Here is a 19,483-nt window from a genome sequence, read left to right as displayed (position 1 = left end):
CAGATGTAAAGACAGCATTTTCCATTCTACCTTTAGGAAAGGCTGATTGCCTCTATTTTCTTTTATTTAGCCTACGGAAATTTGTTGATGAGCAGCAGGACATAAATCAGCCAGGTTACAAGCCTCACAAGCTGGAGAACGGGCTTTACACACAGCCCGACCGTGATAAATCAGCCGAATTGACCAATTTTCCCAATCTGGCTGCGGTAATAACTGCATCAAATCTTTTTCAATGTGAATCGGATCGGCATACTTAGTTAAACCCAAACGCTGACTTAACCGCTTTACGTGGGTATCAACTGTTACCCCTGCATTAATTCCGTAAGCATGAGCTAAAACCACATTTGCCGTCTTGCGGGCTACCCCAGGCAGTTTTAACAACTGTTCCATTGTATTAGGAACTACAGAATTAAACTCAGTAACAATCATCCGACAAGCGGCTTGAATATTTTTCGCCTTATTGCGATAAAACCCTGTCGAACGCACCAAAGTTTCTAACTCTGCCAAGTCAGCATTCGCCAAACTAGCAGCATCAGGAAAGCGACTAAATAAAGCTGGTGTAACTTGATTCACGCGCTCATCAGTACACTGAGCAGAGAGAATAGTCGCCACCAGCAGTTGCACTGGAGTTGAATAAGTTAAAGAGCAGGTCGCATCTGGATACATTTGATGCAATCGAGTCAGTATTTCTACTGCTCGTTGCTTCTTAGATAATGATTTGCGCTTGGTACTCACTGGAATAATTTTTGTACCCACTCCAACTGTGTAGTTAACTGGGTAGTTTCTTTCACAATCAGAAAAATGCCCAAACCTAAGAGTAGCATTAAACCTGTTTGCATGACACCTTCTTGAATCCGATTCGGCAAGGGCTTACCACGCAAACCTTCAATCAGTAAAAATGCTAATTGTCCACCATCTAAAGCTGGGAGAGGCAAAATATTAATTACTGCCAAGTTGATGCTAATTAAAGCCGCAAAAAAGAATAAACTACCTGTATCGTTTTGGGCGATGTTCGCGCCGATTTCCACAATTTTGATAGGGCCAGCGACTTGTCCAGCAGTTTCACCAAAGTTAGTAATTAGCTGTCCAAATCCTTTAAATGTCATGGTGACGATGCGCTGAAATTCAGCCGCACCAACGCTAAAAGCTGTGACTGGATTAGACACAGGACGGCGTTCAACTTTGCCGTTAGGTGCAAGCCCAATACCAATACTACCGCCTGTAGGTTTAGCTTCAGGAATGACATTCACAGATAGCTGTTGGTCGCCACGGGCAATTTCTAGTGTAATTGGCTGATTGGGGCTACTTTTAATGATGTCTCTTAAACTATCGATAGATTGCAGCGAAGTGCCAAATTTTTGTCCACCAGCTGCGATGATGACATCTCCGGCTTGTAGTCCAGCTTTGCTGGCGACATCACTGACTTCTGGTGCTAGCTGTTGAATGAGTACCCCTGGTTGGGTAGTCTGCCCAATGCCAATAAAACTGACTTGGGCTACCAATAGCATATAGGCAAAAATTAAATTGGCAATCACGCCAGCACTAATGACGATCGCCCGGTCTAAAATTGGGCGATTACGCAGCAAATTCGGGTCATTGGGAGGAATATCACTATCTGGATCATCATCAGGAAACCCGACGAAGCCACCTAAAGGAAACGCCCGGATAGCATATTCGGTTTCTGGGCCTTGGTACTTCCACAGAACAGGGCCAAATCCTAAAGAAAAACGGTTGACATGGATACCTTGAGAACGGGCTGCAATAAAATGCCCCAGTTCATGTACCAAGATTAATACCGCCAAGACTGCGATCGCTGCTAAAACTGACATAAAGCAAATTAATCAAAATACTCGGATATATACTTTTATTGTAGTAGTTGGTGAAAGGGCGCAAAGACTTAAACCCTCTGGCAATATCAGGTAATGCTTGGCTCAACATCAGGAATTTGTTGGGTTGCGCCGTCGCTCAACCCAACCTGCAATACTCGCTCAAAGCCTCCAATCTTCGCTCCTGCATCAACTCTTGTGAAAGTTCTCTACTAGCAGGAATATATTTTCTGACAAGAGCCTGAGCATTTTGGACAGAAGTTTGTACACTACCACGGATTGGTTGATCTTCTGGTACCAAGTGAGCTTCATTAATTGGAATCATCATCAGCCATCCTTTTCAAGTGTAGATTGAATTGAACTGAGGAAACCCAACAATCTCTTCCATGTTGGGTTACTCTGTGTTTAACTCAAGCTTTGGTCAGAACTCATGAATTTTTCGGTATGGAGGATGTCAACGTTTCTTGGTTGCCAAGATACGGACGCAACACTTCTGGTATCAACACCGTCCCATCCGGCTGCTGATAATTTTCCAAAATAGCCGCCATTGTCCGCCCCACAGCCAAACCAGAACCGTTCAGCGTATGCACAAACTGAGTCCCCTTCTTCCCGGCTTCCTTAAACCGAATATCAGCCCGTCGCGCCTGGAAGTCTACAAAATTAGAACAGCTAGAAATCTCCCGATACTTCCCAGAAGAAGGTAGCCAAACTTCTAAATCATAGGTTTTAGTCGAAGAAAAGCCCAAATCTCCACTACATAAATTGATGACTCGATAAGGCAACTTTAACGCCTGTAGAATTGCTTCTGCATTTCCCACCAATTTTTCCAACTCATCAAAAGAGGTGCCAGGATGCACAAATTTCACCAACTCCACTTTATTGAATTGGTGCAAGCGAATTAACCCCCGCATATCACGCCCATAGCTTCCCGCTTCCCGACGAAAACAAGGCGTATAAGCACAGTGGTAAATAGGTAAACTTTCCGCCGGGAGAATCTCACCCCGGTAGAGGTTAGTCACAGGTACTTCCGCCGTGGGAATTAGCCATAAATCATCATCAGCACATTTAAAGCTTTCTTCCGCAAACTTGGGTAATTGACCTGTCGCCGTCAAAGAATCAGTATTTACTAAAAGCGGCGGACTGACTTCTACATACCCAGCTTGGGTTTGCATAGTCAGCATAAATTGAATTAATGCCCGTTCTAGGGCAGCACCAGCCCCAATTAAGTTGATAAAGCGACTTTGGGCAACTTTCACAGCTCGCTCTACATTGAGAATACCTAGCTTTTCGCCAATTTCCCAATGCGGCAGAATATTGGGATTCTGAGGTATATACTCATCACCCCAACGGCGAACTTCTACATTATCTTCCTCACTTTTACCCACAGGCGTAGCATCACTGGGTAAGTTGGGAATTGCTAAGATTAGTTGTTCTATTTCCGCCTTGAGTTCCTTTTCTTTGGGTTCTAGTTCACTCAATTGGGCTTTAATGGCGTTCCCCTCATCCCGCAGACCTTGAATTTCTGGGTCTTGAGGGTTGACACCAGATTTAATCTTCTGCCCGACAAGTTTACCAATTTCATTACTTCTAGCTTGCAGTTGACTACGAGTTACTTCTATGTCTCGTTGCTGCCGATCTAACTGTAATATCGGTTCTATGTCGTATTTACCACTACGACTATTCAACCGTTCCTGAATTAGTTGGGGATTTTCCCGTATTTGCTTAATATCCAGCACAGATTTTTCTCAGTTTCTTGCCTACGTCCTGTCAACAGATGAGCATATAGTTCCAAAAAACATAGACAAATATCTCATGGCTTTCGTTTGCCGGGAATAACCCCGACGGGGCGAACTACAACGCCCCCTATCCCTAGACTAAACGCTGTCGGGACTACTTTACGTAAAATATTTAAACTACCATTGACATCAGCATGAATCAATAAACCATTACCCGCTCTATAGAGTTTAGTTTTGATTCGGCGACCACTAAATTTAACTTCTTTGAAGTCACTTTCTCCGTAAGTGGGAAGAGTATCTTGGTCTAAAAAAGAAGCTACACTGGTATAAGATTCTTCCGAAACCAATACATTTATCCCCACTAATTTCGCTTTATAACTCAACTGCTGTACAAATCGGTTATGAGGAATACAAACAAAGTTTTGATTATTGATGCTGCCTAAATTAGCATTCTGTTTCCACAAGGAATTTTGACCTATTACTAAAGTGCCAATGCCACAGTTCACTAAATGGTCAATAATTAAACGACTGGCTTTATGCAGATAATCATCTACGCGAAAATTGCGTTTTTTCGTTAAACTTTGTAGTTGTTTAGATGTCTTTTGATGTCCAGGTAGTAAAGATTGTAAATTGGCTTTTTTTTGATTGTAGTAACGATTAATTGATTTAATAATCCGCCCCGAAACCAGAACTGGTATAAATCCCGGCTGGTTTGATGTTAAGGTTGCTAGGTTATCTATTCCTAAATCAATCGCTGCTATGGCATTACTGTCTAAACCATAATCTATTTCCGACTTTTCATACACAACTTCTACGACATAATGGTCTATTTTTGGGACAATCCTCACTTGATTCAGATGTACATAGTCTACTTTTGTAGTCAGATGAATCTGTGTTTGTGACAGATGAATCAAACCGACTTTCATTTTCGGTTTACTCACTGCCTGGGCTGTGTAAACTAATAAGTGTCTGCCTTTTTCTTTATGTTTATATTTCGGTAATTTGGGTCTACCTAAAAATTTGGATTTATCTGCTCCATAAGCTTTAATTGCTGCAAAAAAACTTAACCAGTTGCGATGTAGTCCTAATAATACTTGTTGGGCAACTTTAGCTGGTAAGGCTTGGTATGGTTCGGTTGATTTTAATTGTTTTGCTAAACAATTGTAATCGAGATACTTTTGAGCAAAAATAAAGCTTTGGCGAATGTGAAAGTTAGCATAATTGTAGAGGTTTTTAGCAGCAAAACATAATTGCTCAATCTCCTGATGATGGGGATGATTTCTTTGAATGATATGCCGCTCGACTACTTGCATACACTAGCTACTTTCTGTGGATGTTAGTTAGTATATACTAACTTATGTTCCTACTCGTATCCAACAACATTCTCGCTCAGTTCCCTTTACTAGAGAAAGCCTGTATAGGTAATTTTCGCTGACTTCTCTGTGAGCAATGACTGTATCTGACTATATGTGTTGATAAATTGGGCGAAGTTTTACAATACTGATTTTGACTTGCGATGACAGGAAAAGCAAATATTAGCCAAGGGAGTGGGGAGCAGGAGAAAAATAGCCTGACTTCTGTAGGCTATGATGAACGATTGATGCGAGCAAGCAACCAGAGTGAGCTTACTAGCCCAGCAAAGTGTGCTGAAACAGTGTTGATGTTGGCTTGAACTACCAACATATCCAAACCGCTAATAATCCGGTTAGGGTCGAATAATTGGGTAGTGACAGCTTGAGGAGATATTGACCTAGCTACCAGTGTACCAACGATCGCCTGCGCTCCCAAAAGTGTAACTAACGTCCCGATTAAGTTTACCCACAGCCCCAAACGTAATACCTGTAATGTCTCGGCTTTGCGAGGGCGGTTACTGGGGTTGGATGACATGAGTTGATTGCCAATTCGGGTGTATCTAAACCCCAGATAAATACCCCCGCCTAAAATTAGCAGTCCACAAACTGCTAAAAACACACCAAACCCAGTCCCAGGATTATTACTAGGACTACCTGTTCTTTGGCTAAAAATGGCGAATAGCAGCACAATAATTCCAGAAACTACACCTAGCACTAACTGAATCCAAAAGCTAATCCAGCCTGTGAGGCGAAAGGTTTCGGCAATTGTCCGAAGATTCGAGGAAGACGAGGGAGCATCACGGTTTTGTGACATACTGATCACCAACGTGCTAGGCACTTGCTAGTTTTATCAAAATTTAGAGATGGGTAAGGGCAATTCAGGGTGGGGTGAGAAGTGTTACCAAGCAAAAGCCTGATTACTTGATATTTCTCAATCCTACCTCCATAAAAAATATTCTTGCGTAAGTTCCGCCAAATTTATCTACAGGTTATGACACTAACATCTTACGTGTCTGAATTTTTGAGGATTTGACAAGGATATTCACGATTAAACAAAGTCTTGATTAACTTTTACAGATTTACAGACAAAATGGCATTTTACTTGTAAAATTTTTTCGATGGCATCTTACGTTTAAGCAGTTATAAACAGCTTGGCATTACTTGACACCAAGAGAGTGGCAAAACTACTGTCTTGATTGCTCCTCACCACACTCATTAAATCTAGGTTAGGGGCGTAGTATTTGGCGTTCCTAAGACTTTTACACTTTTCTCACGACTTAAAACCTTGGGAAATTTGCTCATCTGTTACTTAAGTGAATGTGCTTAAGTAACAGTTGCCACATAATCAAATTGGAGTAGCATTATATACTAGCTACAAAAATGTAGATTTCACGATAAGGGATCATTTTAGCCATCACTTACTATGAAACTTGAGGATATATATCAATTCTTTGAGAATCCTCCGCCAACTTATCTCTGCCAGGAGCTAGCAATTTGTTATATCCTGGATGTTTTGCTCCAAGGTGAATCCTACGGCACTGAGTTAATTCAGCAACTAGACACCGAATATCCCACCTATCGCCTTTCAGATACTGTACTTTACAGTGCCATCAAATTTCTCGAAGACCACAATGCCATCACTGGGTATTGGAAGAAACTCGAAGGGCGGGGTCGTCCTAGGCGGATGTATCAAATTTCTCCCGAATGGCAAGCTCAAGCCCAGGATTTAGCCAGGCTTTGGCAAAACTACATCAATCGGAGGACAAAGTAACCAATAATTAAGAATGAATAAATCACCTCCAGTTAACCTGTAACAATTAGCTATGGATACCGCGATTTTGCCATCCACCCTACTGCTAACCTTGTTGCTATCGGTTGGGCTGTTTTTCTTTATTCGTGCCTCGACTAAAGACCGCACACAAACAGCACAACTGATATCCGAGCAAGATGAAGCTGTCTTTATGCCTAAATTGCAAGATTATTTTCGCTCTCGGTCTTACCGCGTGGTAGGGATAGACAAAGAAAGCAACCAAGTAACCTTTGAAGGGTTTGTCAAACCTAGCAGATTTCTAGCTGTGTTTTTATCGTTATTGGCTGCTGTTGGCTTGGTTTGTCTATCTTTAGTTTTATCGTTGCTTGTGCCTCAGTTAAACATTTTTGTTTGGGGGCTGTTGCTACTGTCGCCTTTGAGTGGTTTTTTTTATTGGCAGAAAGCTGGCAGGCTGGAAAAGGTTCTGCTGAAGCTAGAACCCAACTTCAGTCAAAAGCAGCCATCTAGTAAAATTACTGTGACTGCCCATCGGGATGAAATTATTGAGTTACAGAACGCACTCCAACTCAAACTGAGTGATTGATTTTTGATGATTTTGAGAATCTCGTTGACAAATATGCGGATTTTTGATGGAAGCTGCGTAAAGAGAGATTAGGTGATTCAATATTTCTTTTCCCTACGACTGTGTGCCGTAGGGAAAAGCTTGATGTGTTGAGAGAGCTTGCTGAGCAATCCATAGGATGAAAGCACAACGTAACTCTCGTTTCTGGACGCTTTTAGCTGTATCCTGACTCCCTTGTGCATGATTCAGACTAAAATCAACCCAGACAAACTACATGTCGCTGGCTGGAAGTTGATTGTCTCATTACTCGCGCTACCTCTACTGGCAAATCAGTGACAAACTTAAAAAAAATGGAAACTTTGCATCGACTGAGCATTTTTGCCAGTTAAATGGTTGTCAGAAGTTGCACTCAACACGGTAAGATATCCACTTGTGACTCAGCGACTGCCTACAGCCACTGGTTCCGAACCTGCGGGAGATTCGAGTGTCCGCAGGCTCGGAAACAAGAAATGGTTTTCTTCCACGTACTGAGCACCAAACAGCCCTTTCTCTGCCCAGAAATAACGGTCTGTGGTGTGTTCGTTGCGCTTTACGAGTAGCAACGCTGGTGGCAAAATACCTTCAGCTTGAATGAATTTTCTGGCTGCTGTCACAGGTTTTTCTTCGCCGCTTTCGATGCTATATTGAGGCACATGTTCTAAAATCCGTCGTCCTTCTTGGCGACGACGACTTTTCCTTTTACGTCTCCTTGCCAACCTATTTTCCTCCTCTTTCAAGCTATAGATTGTAGTTATGGCTACAAAATCCGTCGTCATTATATAAGTTCTAGTTCAAAAAATCAATAGTTTTTTAACTTTTGATACAACGAAAATACTAAAATTGACAGTAGATGAATCAAAAGTGAAGCAATAAATAATTCGTTGGTGAAAAGCATTATTAAATAGATTTAGTTAAACTTTATTCAATAAGTGGGGAAAATACAGTAACTTTTGGAATCTTTTCTCCAATTCCGTGATCCTGAGCAAGAGCCAAAAAATGTTAATGTCTGCTAGTTCAGATTTTGTTGCTCTGTGTCGCGAGCAAATCGCGCTACTCACCCAAGGGCTGGGAGCATCTTTAAGTGTGGTTTATTTAACTGAAGAATTGGTGGATTCTCCCACGGGTGAGTCCAAGTTGGTTCCCGTGGTGGTTTACCCAGAGGCAGCAGTAATCATGCCTGGGGATGAGATGCTTGAGGCGACAGCGCAAAAGCAACTACACTTAGGGAATGTGTTGATGTTACCTCAGCAGCAAGGAAGGTTATTGACACCAGCACCAACAACGGAGACACCACAACCAGAACAACCGGAGTTGCAAGCAGAATTTTTACTCAATGGACACCAATTTGTCTGTCCTTTGCTGCATGAGGATGTGATGTTGGGACTATTGGTGACAGGTAGAGACGATCGCCCGTGGAATGAGCAGGAACAAAGCCAAATTCAAAAAGTTGGGCAAACTCTGGCGATCGCTTGTATTTTAGATCAACGTCGTGCCTGGTTACAGCATCAACTACGTCAACAACAAATTTTGCAAGCACAGCAGCGAGATTTATTAGATAACTTATTACATCAGTTTCGTAACCCGTTAACGGCCTTACGCACCTTTGGCAAGCTATTATTAAAGCGATTGCGCCCCGGAGATCCGAATCGCGATGTGGGCGACAATATTGTCAGGGAAAGCGATCGCCTCACAGAATTGCTCCAAAAATTTGATCAAGTCATCGACTGGACAGATGCAGATTTAGAACTACTGTCACTGCCAGAATCAGAAATATTTGTGGAAGCAACTGTCCACAAATCAGCGCAACCAGCATTATTATTACCCGGCACGGGAGAGCAAGAAATAGATTGCTCTTTGGCGGATTTATTAACACCATTATTAGTGTCTGCTCAAGCAATCGCCCAGGAAAGAAATTTGCAATTACTTGCAGACATTCCCCCCAATTTACCGTTAGTAAAAGCGAATATTAAAGCCTTACAAGAAGTATTGAGTAACATTATTGATAACGCCCTCAAATACACTCCTTCAGGTGGTAAGATTTATATGGAATTAGGGCTAGAAAAAGAAAATTTACAAGGCATTGCGATTAGTGATACTGGCCCCGGTATTCCCCCTGAAGATTTAGCCCATCTAGGCGAAAGACATTACCGGGGAGTACAAGCAAAAACAGAAATTCCCGGCACTGGTTTAGGACTGGCGATCGCCAAACAATTAATTGAGCAAATGCAAGGGAAAATCGAAGTTTTCAGCCCGGCGATTCATCGGGCGATCGCTTCCCCCGATGCACCGGGAACTACATTTATAATTTGGTTGCCAATTAGTTATTAGTTATTAGTCATTAGTTATTAGTCATTAGTTATTAATCAACAAACAACAGACTTCAGTAGGGGATTGAATCCGCTACTGATTGTCTTGAAGTTGGAATTTTGAATTAATAGCGCACAGATGTTTAACTATCTCAGAGAAACTTGGAAATTTTGATTAATAGTCATTTGTAAATCAGTGTCTGGATCAATGGCGATTAAGTCAACACTGTTTCTACCGAAGAATAAACCAATCAAGCCACCAATGGCAGCACCGCCTAAGACTTCTTCTGTGGCAATGGCGCGATCGCCTGTTACCGCAGATACCGCCGCCGCCGCACCAGCACCTAAAACAGTATTCTTGAGAATTGTGCCGGTGCTAGTACCCTTTTTGACGGTTTCTGTTTTGGTAATCACTTCAGAAGCCGCGCTAATATTGTACTCTTGACCTGTGGTTAAAACCAGTTTTTCGGCAACGAATTGAGAACCACCCTGAGCAGGTTTGAGTTCACCAACTACCTGACTACCAGCCGGAACTACTACAGTACCTTCTTGGGTAACTACATTTTGTCCGATTGTCAGTGTCAATGGTACTGTTTCATCCTTAGTTACTAGGATTTTTTCGGCTTTATCGTACTTCACAGGGATAACCGTTCCTTGAGGAATTGTCACCGCTACAGGTGTGGGAGTTGTCGGTTGAAGAGACACAATATAAGGCGAATTAATAGCTGAGGCTTGATTGTTACTAACTAATGCTTGGTAGATAAAAGCTGCAACTTGGGCGCGGGTAGAGGTGGCGGTGGGATTTAAAAACCTGACATTGGGATAGTTAACTACAATATTTTGCTCTGTGGCGGCAGCAATAGGGCTACGGGCATAGCCAGCTATGTTAAAAGCATCGTTGAAATATTGCAGAGTGTTTTCAAAGTTACCAGTGGGAGCATAATCAAGTCCGTTAGCGAGGGCAACTAAAACTTGCTGGCGGGGAATGGCTTGATTTGGCTCAAAACGGTTGCCGGGATATCCAGATAAGAACCCGATGGTATAGGCTTGCTGAATCGCGTTAGATGCCCAATAGTTGCTAGGTACGTCTACAAATCTAATGGCTTGCCGTTGTGGTGCTTTTTGGAAAGCTTTATTTACCATGGCGGCGAATTGAGCGCGAGTAACTGGCTCTTCTGGGCGGAAGCTACCGTCAGGAAAACCAGCAATCACACCCCTTTGTGATAATTCTCTAATAAACGGTGTCGCCCAATAGTTAGATGAAACATCAGTAAAAGTAGTTTGAGCAAAAGATGGAGCCGCTACAACAAAAGGTGCTACAGTACCTGTAGTAATACTTAAAGCCATGAGTGCAGCTGTGCCAGATTGCCAACGATTTAAATTAAACATATACTTTATTGCTCCACACATTTATTTGTTTTATTGTTAAATCACTAGACCAAATTGTAAAATAAAAAGTTTCTTGTTCGACGCTATTTTTAGAAATTTTTTTGAGCTTGCTTGTGTAAATAAAATGAATATTAATATCATTCAAAGTTCCTAATAAGTCATAGATATTCTTACGATTAATTCCCATAAGGCTATAATATTAAAACCCCCAACTTCTTGCGGAAATCGGGGATTTATGTGTGAGCAATGCTGGATTTAGCAAAGATTAAGCGTTCAATGAATGTCACGGCTAAAATTTAGTAATGCTTAATAGCGAAGTAATTCTACATTCAAATTAGAACTGAGTGTTAGCCTTAAGTCCTGTTCTGGTCTAATGACGAAGACTTCAGCTTCTTTCTTCCGCAGGAGAATGCTAGTTAAAGCACCAGCAGCCGCACCACCTAAAGGTTCTAAAATCTCAACTCGGCGATTACCTGTAATTAATGAGATTGCAGTGGCAGCACCAGCACCAATTGCGGCATCTGTTAATATTTGGCTGGAATCATTTTTGCTAATTTTCTCAATTTTAGTGACTGTCTGAGAATTAGCGTTAATTGTTTGCCGTCTGCCAGAAGCATAAACTAATTCTCTAGCAACAAACCGCGCACCTCTGACATTATTTCTATCGTTTCTGTCTGTAGAGAAACGTCCGTCAAAATAGACTGGTTCTATTTGTCCTACGACTTCAGTACCAGCAGGAATTAACACATTTCTATTTCTGTCAATTATATCGTTAGCAATTTCCAACGTGAGTGGTATTGTTTCTCCACGACTAACAATTACTTTGTCTTTCTCATATCTCACAGGAAAATTCACGCCCGCAGGTATGGCAATTGTTCTACTTTGTCCAATATTGTATTGAGCATGAGCAGCAGGAGCAAAGGAAATCATGGGAGTTACAACACCTGTAGTCACTGTAATCGCCATGAGTGCTAAGGCTCCAGATTTACAATAATTCTGGTAGTTCATAAGTTCATTAATAGTGATGGGATGTTGACTGTGATATTTCTGATGACGAGGACTTACTGAGATTGTTTCTGAAAGCTTTCAAACCTGTGCTTCGGCATATTCACGAAACTAGAGAGTGGGGAGTGGGAAGAAGCAGGGTAGCGGAGGAAGGGGAGGAAGCGGAGGAAGGGGAGGAGAGAAACTAATGACTAATGACTAATGACTAATGACCAATGAATGACTAATGACTAATAAATCATTTATTATCATGATTGATTAGACAATAAAAGTTCACTCATCGTAGTGTAAATTTTTGTAAAGCTGGGGACTTGAAGACTAGAAACCTGATCCACAGCTAGCTAAACTATCAAAGAGTGCATCTGTACTGCTAGTTAATTAAATGTAGATGTGGCACTATAGCCTCAATGATCCCAGTACAACTTATTCTGAAAAATTTTCTTAGTTACCGTGATGCAACTTTAGATTTTCGGGGTTTGCATACGGCTTGTATTTGTGGTGCTAATGGAGCAGGTAAATCTTCACTTCTGGAAGCGATTACGTGGGCGGTTTGGGGTGAAAGCCGGGCTGCTGCTGAAGATGATGTGATTCATGCTGGTGCTAAGGAAGTGAGGGTTGATTTCACTTTTCTCAATAATCAAGAAACCTATCGTATCATCCGCAGTAGAGTTAGGGGTGAGGCTGGGATTCTAGAATTTCAAATTGAAACACCGTCTGGGTTTCGTCCTTTGAGTGGGAAAGGCATCCGGGCTACACAGGAGTTAATTCTAGAATATATTAAGCTTGATTATGATACTTTTATTAATTCTGCCTATCTGCGTCAAGGGCGTGCAGATGAATTCATGCTCAAACGTCCGAGTGAACGTAAAGAGATTTTGGCGGAGTTACTCAAGCTGAATCAATATGATGAATTAGAGGATAGAGCTAAAGAATTATCTCGGCATTTTAAAGGTAGAGCCGAAGAACTAGAGCGTTCTTTGGAGTCGATTAAAACGCAGTTACAACAGCGTCAGACAACGGCAGAGCAACGGGCAGAATTAGAAGCTAAAATTAATCAATTACAACAAGTACAAGCTTTTGAAAATATTCAATTACAAAGTTTGCAAGTTGTCCAACATCAACGCAGTAATTGGGAACAACAACTGCATTTTGTCAGGCAACAATATCAGAATTTAACTCAAGATGGCGATCGCCTACAACAAGAGCAAGCAGCAGTAGAAAGTCAAATGGCTCAGTTAACAGCCCTGCTGAGTCAAGAAACAGAGATTAAAAACGGTTACGCTCATTATCAAACTCTGCAAACTCAAGAAGAAGCCTACGCCCATAAATTTGCTCAACACACTCAAGCTACTACACTGCGTCAACAAAAACAGCAACAATTAACACAACAAATTCACGAATTAGAAAGACAATTACAACAAGCCCAAGGACAATTAGCAGCTTTACAACAACAAGAGCAAGAAATTCAGCAAACTCTGTCAAAATCCGGGGAAATTGAAGCTGCATTAGCTCAACTTGCCGCCGCCCGTCGTCATCTAACTCATTTAGATGAATTACAGATGCAAGTCGCGCCTTTATTACAGCAGCGTCAAAATTTACAAAGTCATTTAGATCGGGTTCAGGCTGGTTTGGTAGCACGGCTAGAACAGCTACACGCGACAGAAAACCAACTCAAACGCGCTTCGCAACGCCAACCCCAACTGCAACAAGCGGTGATGGAGGTGGGAACACAGATTGAGCAAATGGAGAAAGATCGGGTTTATCTGCAACGAGTTCAGGAAAAAGGCCACGAAAGAAGGCATTTTATTGAACGTCTGCAAACGCAACATCGAGAATATGAGAGATTATTGGGAGAATTAGAGCAGAAGTTACAAATGTTGCGTCATCCCGATGCTATTTGTCCATTATGTGAACGTCCTTTAGATGAACATCATTGGAATCGGGTGGTTGATAAAACTAGAGAGGAGTACCAAGAGACGGAAGGACAATTGTGGGTGTTCCGGGAACAAATGGCGGTGTCAGATAGAGAAATTCAATTATTAAGGCAGGAATACCGGGAAATAAACCAGAAGTTGCAAGCTTATGACGCTTTACGGGAGCAAAGAGGACAATTAGCCGCTCAGTTACAATCTACCAGCGATGCAGAACAACAGTTACAGCAACTAGCGGCGGAAAAGGAACATTTAGAGCGATCGCTGCAAGTTGGTGATTATGCTTCTGTGCAACAAGCGGAGTTGCAACAATTAGACCAATATCTGCAACAACTCAATTATAATGAGCAAGACCATGCTTTGGCACGGAGCGAAGTAGAACGCTGGCGGTGGGCAGAAATTAGGCAAGGACAAATCAAAGACGCTACGAAACGTCAAGCCCAGCTAGCAGCCCGGAAACCAGAATTACAAGCCCAAATTGCCGATTTACAAACGAGAATCCAGCAAGAGCAGATAAATTCGGATTGTGCTAAACAAATTGCTGCTTTAGAGCAGCAAATTAAAGAAATTGCCTATAGTGCCGAACAGCACCACAACCTGCGCGCTAGTCTACGTCAAGCCCAATCTTGGCATTTATGCTATCAGCAGTTGTTAGCAGCACAACAACAATATCCCCAACTTCAGACAAGGTTACAAGATTTAGAAGCGTCTATCACAGCTAGATTGGAGGAGAGACAGCAATTAGCTACTCAAATCACTAGCATTGAGCAGCAGTTAACCGAATCTGCCAATCCCATGCAACAGATTCAAGCTTTAGAGCAGCAAATAACCAGCCGCAGACGGCAGCTTGATGAATGTATCACTCAGTTGGGACGTTTAGAACAGTTGGCGATGCAATTGGAAACTCTGCAAACTCAGTATAAGGAACAACAGCAACAACTGCAATCATGCAAGCAACAACAACGGGTATATCAGGAATTAACGCAAGCGTTTGGTAAAAATGGTATCCAAGCTTTGATGATTGAGAATGTGTTACCGCAATTAGAAGCTGAGACAAATCAATTATTATCACGGTTGAGTGCCAATCAGCTACACGTACAATTTATTACACAGAAATCTGGGCGGTCTGGTAAATCAACGCGGAAAAATGCTAAATTAATTGACACCTTAGATATTTTAATCGCCGATGCCAGAGGTACACGCGCCTATGAAACTTATTCTGGGGGAGAGGCGTTTAGAATTAACTTTGCAATTCGGTTAGCTTTGGCAAAATTATTAGCGCAAAGAGCCGGAGCAGCTTTACAATTATTGATTGTAGATGAAGGGTTTGGGACGCAGGACACGGAAGGATGCGATCGCCTGATTGCGGCGATTAATGCGATCGCCCATGATTTCGCTTGTATCCTGACTGTTACCCATATACCCCACCTCAAAGAAGCCTTTCAAGCGAGAATCGAGGTAAATAAAACTCAACAGGGTTCCCAAGTAATGTTATTAACTTGATAAGTGCTGAGTAGAGACAGTTATTCATCGCGTTTAATATTACCTACTTTGATCCAACCTTCTTGTTGGCTAGCTTCAGAGCGAATTTTTACCCAGTTTTTATCTTGGCTTTCTTCTAAAACAATAATTTTTTCGTTAAAACCGACACCGCCAACAGTTTGGGCATCTTGGTTTGCTTCACCCCGCAATCTGACACCTTCAGCCCAAGTGACAGTTCCTCGGTAAGCTCCTGGTGGTAATTCTTCTGATGTGGGAGAGGGAGAAGGGGAAGGGGAAGCGGTGGGAGTAGGTGAAGTTGTAGGTGTAGAGGTGGGTGTATTTTTTACATCAGAGTTGGGAGAGTCTGAGTTTTTTACGGAGGGGCTATCATTGGCAAAAATCGGTCTAGCAGGGGGTATAGCTGTTCTATTAATAAAATAGAGGGCGACAGCAACACCGCTACCTACTAAAACAGCGATCGCTAATAAAAATCCCAATATAAATTTAAGTAATCCAGAAAACATAGTTAATTCCTTGTTAATAGTCATTAGTCATTAGTCATTAGTCATTAGTCATTAGTCATTCGTCCTTAGTTTAGTTTCTCTCCTCCGCTTCCTCCGCTTCCTCCGCTCCCTTAATAGCCAATAGTCCATATTAATTCATGATTAACTTTGAATTATGGACTATTGACTGTTAATTCACCAACTGGCTAACGATGTTTTCGCCAGAACTTACGCAACTGGTACATTGGTAGTACATTGGTAGGGTGCTTCAGATGCCAAACATCAGTTTACTTGCAGAATTTATACCGGCTGACGCACCCTACAGATAGATATTTAGTGTGACACTTGCTTAAGTCTTATTAGCGTAATTTACCGAAGGTGTCACTTAAAGAGCTTTGTTTAGACGCTAAACGCGCTCTCCCCGCAGCAGCCCATTCTTGCAGTTTTTGAATTTGCTCAACGGCAGTTCTGGCTAAGGGTATAATCTGACTGGCAGATTCGAGAATATCGTCAGTGGTAAAATCTCGGTTTTGACTAAATCCCAGGTGCATTGCTTCAATTAGCGTTTGCTCAATTTCGGCTCCTGAAAAATCTGGTGTTTCATAAGCTAACCGATCAATGTCATAATTTTTCAAATTGTGGGGGCGCAGTCGGGATAAATGGACATTAAAAATTGCTTTTCTTTCTTCTTGGGTGGGTAAGCCGACGAAGAAAATTTCATCAAACCTACCTTTGCGAAGCATTTCGGGGGGTAAGGCTTGGATATCATTAGCGGTAGCCACCACAAATACAGGTGAGGTTTTTTCGGCTAACCAGGTGATAAATGTCCCAAATACTCGGCTAGTTGTTCCTGCATCGCCTTTGCTACCAAGTCCCGAAAAGGCTTTATCGATTTCATCAATCCACAATACACAAGGGGCTAGGGCTTCTGCTACTTGAATCATTTGGCGAGTACGGGATTCTGATTCACCAACTAACCCCCCAAATAATCGTCCCACATCTAGACGCAGTAGTGGTAAATGCCAATGATGGGCGATCGCTTTGGCGGTTAATGATTTACCTGTTCCCTGAATCCCTACTAACAATAAGCCTCTGGGATGGGGTAAACCATACTGACGCGCCCGTTCAGTAAATGAACCACCCCGGCGCAATAGCCAATCTTTGAGGTTATCTAGTCCGCCAATATCAGAAATTTGCTCAGTCGCAGGGTAAAAGTCGAGGATTTGGGTTTGGCGGATAGTTTGGCGTTTTTCTTCTAAGACTAAATCTACGTCTTCTGGTTGTAATTCGCCGTGGGTAGCGATCGCTCTCGCTAAAACTCGGCGTATCCTTTCCATTGATAGCCCTTGACAAGACCGCACCAAATCATCTAAAACTTTCCCAGACAGGGAGTTACCAGTGGCTTGCAGTAAGCGTTCTACCTCGGTTTTAATTTCATTAGCGGCGGGTAAAGGAAACTCCACAACCGTTAAGACTTCGGTTAAATCATCAGGAATCGCAATCCGTGGCGATAACAAGACAATATTTTTCGGTTGTGACTTGAGGAGTCTGGCTAAGTTGCGGAGTTTGCGAGCGATCGCCACATCCTCTAAAAACCGATGATAATCTCGTAAAATTAACACGGCTGGGGCTGAGGCTGGTAATTTTTCCACAAATTCCAAAGCTTGCAGAGGGTTGCGCCGCCCAAAACCCTGATCATTCGGGTTTCCCTGATAACCATCCACAAAATCCCAAGTATATACAGGGCGATTCCCTTGATTTGCTGCTTCTTCTCGAATTGCTGCTTCTACCCGTTCCTCTTCGTATGTGGGAATATAAATCAATGGGTAGCGAGCGCGTAGCAGTAGTTTAAACTCTTCACGAAAGTTCATATATTGCCATTAGTCATTAACTGCTCTTGATGGCAATGTACAACAATTCTGATCTGCTTTGATTTTGAAACTTAGCAGTATAGCAGAGGAGCGAAGGAGAAAAACTAATGACCAATGACTAATAACTAATAACTAATAACTAATAACTAATGACTAATGACTAATGACTACTTATGATAGAGTGCTTAAGGCTCATCCTAGCAATCTGTTGATTGTATGACTAATGCACAAAATTGGTATATTGTCAAGCGCAATACCGGAAATTGTGAAATTGTCCCCAGCCAGCAAGTTGAGGACAATAGTGGAGATATTACAGAAAAGTGGGGGCCTTTTAATTCACCAGAGGAAGCGATCGCTCGCCGTGTGGGATTAATTCGGGCTGGCAAGTGCCAACCCCAATAAATTTACAATTGATTATTTTGGCTTCTTTCTGCCGTTGGTGTTCTCTTGGCAGCAATTTCTTTACCCAAGATTTCCAAGGCTTTTGCATATTGCAAGTCTGCTAATGTGCCGATTTTGTCGCGTTCACGTAGCCACAAATCTTGACGCTGGGCATCAGTCAACTCTACCTTGATATCTGGGTTAATGCCATGCTTATTAATATCTTTACCACTGGGGGTATGATACTTAGCAATTGTCACAGCCAAACCTGAACCGTCTTCTAGTGGGCGTACAGACTGCACCAAGCCCTTACCAAAGGTTTGAGTCCCGACTAAAACAGCCCGCTTATTATCTTGCAATGCCCCAGAGAGAATTTCACTAGCACTCGCTGAACCTTTATCTACCAAGACAACTAATGGTTTATTCGTCAAAGCCCGCCCTCTAGCTACTTCTCGCTCTTGTTCGCCTTGACGGTCAATAGTAGAAACAATTGTACCTTTATCTAGCCACATTCGCGCAATTTCCACACTAGCGTATAACAAACCGCCAGGATTACCGCGCAAATCCATCACATAGCCATCTACCTGTTGTTTTTCTAAATTTCTAATAGCTTGCTGCATTTCTTTAGCAGCATTGGCACTAAATTGATTTAAACGGATGTAGCCAACCTTGCCTACAGGAGTTTGCTGTTGAGAGAAACGCACAGGATGGATTTCAATCCGCGCCCGTTTGATGTTAAATACTTTTTGTTGACCGTTACGCTCAATAGTCAAAACTACTTGAGAACCAGGTTCACCTCGGATTAAAGATACCGCTTCATTAGTATCCATGCCCTTGGTACTTTTGCCATCTATCTTGACGATGACATCTTTAGAAAGAATTCCCGCCTTAAAAGCTGGCGTATCTTCAATAGGCGCAATAACTACCAGTTGCTTAGTTTTTTCATCCTGGCTGATAGTGATACCAATACCCGTCAGTTCCCCAGAAGTATCCACCTGCATATTTTTGAATTCTTCAGGGTTCATAAACCGGGTATAAGGATCATCTAGCCTTTTGAGCATTTCCCGGATTGCCTTGTAAGCATCTTCCTGACTACTGTAAGACTTGTTGAGGTACTCCTTACGCACAGCTACCCAGTCAACCTGATTAAAAGTCCCGTCAACATATTGACGCTGCACGATTTGCCAAACTTCATCTACTAATTCCTTGGGACTAGCTTTAAACAAAGCCTGACCGCGCGAGTGAATGCCAAGGCTAGTAACTGCGATCGTGGAGAGTGTCACTGCCGTAGCACCCAAAACAAGCCTACTTTTTGTAATCACCATAATG

Annotated in this window: 17 protein-coding genes; 5 read left to right on the top strand and 12 right to left on the bottom strand. The window is 42.3% G+C overall.

The window, feature by feature from the left end; translation table 11 throughout:
- Nucleotides 1-66: 66 nt before the first annotated feature.
- From nth to AACS98_RS13395, 6 genes are all read right to left on the bottom strand, one after another.
- Nucleotides 67-756 carry an endonuclease III gene (nth, locus tag AACS98_RS13420; RefSeq protein WP_066380582.1) on the bottom strand — a complete coding sequence of 230 codons (690 nt, stop codon included), beginning with the start codon at nucleotides 754-756 and terminating at the stop codon, nucleotides 67-69.
- Entirely contained in the window at nucleotides 732-1,829 is a 1,098-nt protein-coding gene (gene rseP, locus AACS98_RS13415) for an RIP metalloprotease RseP (RefSeq protein WP_066380580.1), read from the bottom strand. The genes nth and rseP overlap by 25 nt, the downstream gene beginning before the upstream one ends.
- A gap of 136 nt (nucleotides 1,830-1,965) precedes the next feature.
- The gene (locus AACS98_RS13410) at nucleotides 1,966-2,154 is read right to left on the bottom strand and encodes a hypothetical protein (RefSeq protein ID WP_066380579.1); all 189 of its coding nucleotides are present in this window, start codon (nucleotides 2,152-2,154) and stop codon (nucleotides 1,966-1,968) included.
- Between the two features lie 100 nt (nucleotides 2,155-2,254).
- Nucleotides 2,255-3,562: a serine--tRNA ligase gene (gene serS / locus AACS98_RS13405; protein WP_066380577.1), complete on the bottom strand. Its 1,308-nt coding sequence runs from the start codon at nucleotides 3,560-3,562 to the stop codon at nucleotides 2,255-2,257.
- Between the two features lie 74 nt (nucleotides 3,563-3,636).
- Nucleotides 3,637-4,875 carry an RNA-guided endonuclease InsQ/TnpB family protein gene (locus AACS98_RS13400; protein WP_066380575.1) on the bottom strand — a complete coding sequence of 413 codons (1,239 nt, stop codon included), beginning with the start codon at nucleotides 4,873-4,875 and terminating at the stop codon, nucleotides 3,637-3,639.
- Nucleotides 4,876-5,146: 271 nt separating this feature from the next.
- Complete coding sequence (locus tag AACS98_RS13395) at nucleotides 5,147-5,728, bottom strand: DUF3611 family protein (protein ID WP_066380573.1); 582 nt, start codon at nucleotides 5,726-5,728, stop codon at nucleotides 5,147-5,149.
- Between the two features lie 609 nt (nucleotides 5,729-6,337).
- On the opposite strand from AACS98_RS13395, the gene AACS98_RS13390 reads away from it, so the two are divergent.
- Together AACS98_RS13390 and AACS98_RS13385 are read left to right on the top strand one after the other, a co-directional pair.
- Entirely contained in the window at nucleotides 6,338-6,685 is a 348-nt protein-coding gene (locus tag AACS98_RS13390) for a PadR family transcriptional regulator (RefSeq protein ID WP_066380571.1), read from the top strand.
- A gap of 52 nt (nucleotides 6,686-6,737) precedes the next feature.
- Nucleotides 6,738-7,268 (top strand): cofactor assembly of complex C subunit B, encoded by a 531-nt coding sequence (locus tag AACS98_RS13385; RefSeq protein ID WP_066380569.1) that lies wholly within the window; start codon nucleotides 6,738-6,740, stop codon nucleotides 7,266-7,268.
- Nucleotides 7,269-7,684: 416 nt separating this feature from the next.
- On the opposite strand, the gene AACS98_RS13380 is transcribed toward AACS98_RS13385, so the two are convergent.
- A complete protein-coding gene (locus tag AACS98_RS13380) occupies nucleotides 7,685-8,002 on the bottom strand; it encodes a DUF3155 domain-containing protein (protein WP_066381006.1) in 318 nt (105 codons plus the stop codon).
- 280 nt (nucleotides 8,003-8,282) lie between these two features.
- On the opposite strand from AACS98_RS13380, the gene AACS98_RS13375 reads away from it, so the two are divergent.
- Entirely contained in the window at nucleotides 8,283-9,614 is a 1,332-nt protein-coding gene (locus AACS98_RS13375) for a sensor histidine kinase (protein WP_066380567.1), read from the top strand.
- A 125-nt stretch (nucleotides 9,615-9,739) separates the two neighbouring features.
- On the opposite strand, the gene AACS98_RS13370 is transcribed toward AACS98_RS13375, so the two are convergent.
- Both AACS98_RS13370 and AACS98_RS13365 read right to left on the bottom strand, forming a co-directional pair.
- Nucleotides 9,740-10,981, bottom strand: a complete 1,242-nt coding sequence (locus AACS98_RS13370) for an S-layer homology domain-containing protein (protein ID WP_066380565.1) — start codon at nucleotides 10,979-10,981, stop codon at nucleotides 9,740-9,742.
- A 306-nt stretch (nucleotides 10,982-11,287) separates the two neighbouring features.
- Nucleotides 11,288-11,989: a conjugal transfer protein TrbI gene (locus AACS98_RS13365; RefSeq protein WP_066380561.1), complete on the bottom strand. Its 702-nt coding sequence runs from the start codon at nucleotides 11,987-11,989 to the stop codon at nucleotides 11,288-11,290.
- Nucleotides 11,990-12,393: 404 nt separating this feature from the next.
- Here AACS98_RS13365 and sbcC point away from each other — a divergent pair, with 404 nt between their 5' ends.
- Entirely contained in the window at nucleotides 12,394-15,420 is a 3,027-nt protein-coding gene (gene sbcC, locus AACS98_RS13360; RefSeq protein ID WP_066380559.1) for an exonuclease subunit SbcC, read from the top strand.
- A gap of 20 nt (nucleotides 15,421-15,440) precedes the next feature.
- On the opposite strand, the gene AACS98_RS13355 is transcribed toward sbcC, so the two are convergent.
- Nucleotides 15,441-15,923 (bottom strand): SH3 domain-containing protein, encoded by a 483-nt coding sequence (locus AACS98_RS13355; protein WP_066380999.1) that lies wholly within the window; start codon nucleotides 15,921-15,923, stop codon nucleotides 15,441-15,443.
- Nucleotides 15,924-16,261: 338 nt separating this feature from the next.
- Nucleotides 16,262-17,773: an AAA family ATPase gene (locus tag AACS98_RS13350; RefSeq protein WP_066380558.1), complete on the bottom strand. Its 1,512-nt coding sequence runs from the start codon at nucleotides 17,771-17,773 to the stop codon at nucleotides 16,262-16,264.
- Between the two features lie 216 nt (nucleotides 17,774-17,989).
- Here AACS98_RS13350 and AACS98_RS13345 point away from each other — a divergent pair, with 216 nt between their 5' ends.
- The gene (locus AACS98_RS13345; protein WP_066380557.1) at nucleotides 17,990-18,175 is read left to right on the top strand and encodes a DDE transposase family protein; all 186 of its coding nucleotides are present in this window, start codon (nucleotides 17,990-17,992) and stop codon (nucleotides 18,173-18,175) included.
- A 2-nt stretch (nucleotides 18,176-18,177) separates the two neighbouring features.
- On the opposite strand, the gene ctpC is transcribed toward AACS98_RS13345, so the two are convergent.
- Nucleotides 18,178-19,479, bottom strand: a complete 1,302-nt coding sequence (gene ctpC, locus AACS98_RS13340) for a carboxyl-terminal processing protease CtpC (RefSeq protein WP_066380555.1) — start codon at nucleotides 19,477-19,479, stop codon at nucleotides 18,178-18,180.
- Between the last annotated feature and the right edge of the window lie 4 nt (nucleotides 19,480-19,483).

Source organism: Anabaena sp. CA = ATCC 33047 (assembly GCF_963870205.1).
Classification (GTDB): Bacteria; Cyanobacteriota; Cyanobacteriia; order Cyanobacteriales; family Nostocaceae; genus Trichormus.
This window is presented reverse-complemented; position numbering and strand designations above follow the sequence as displayed.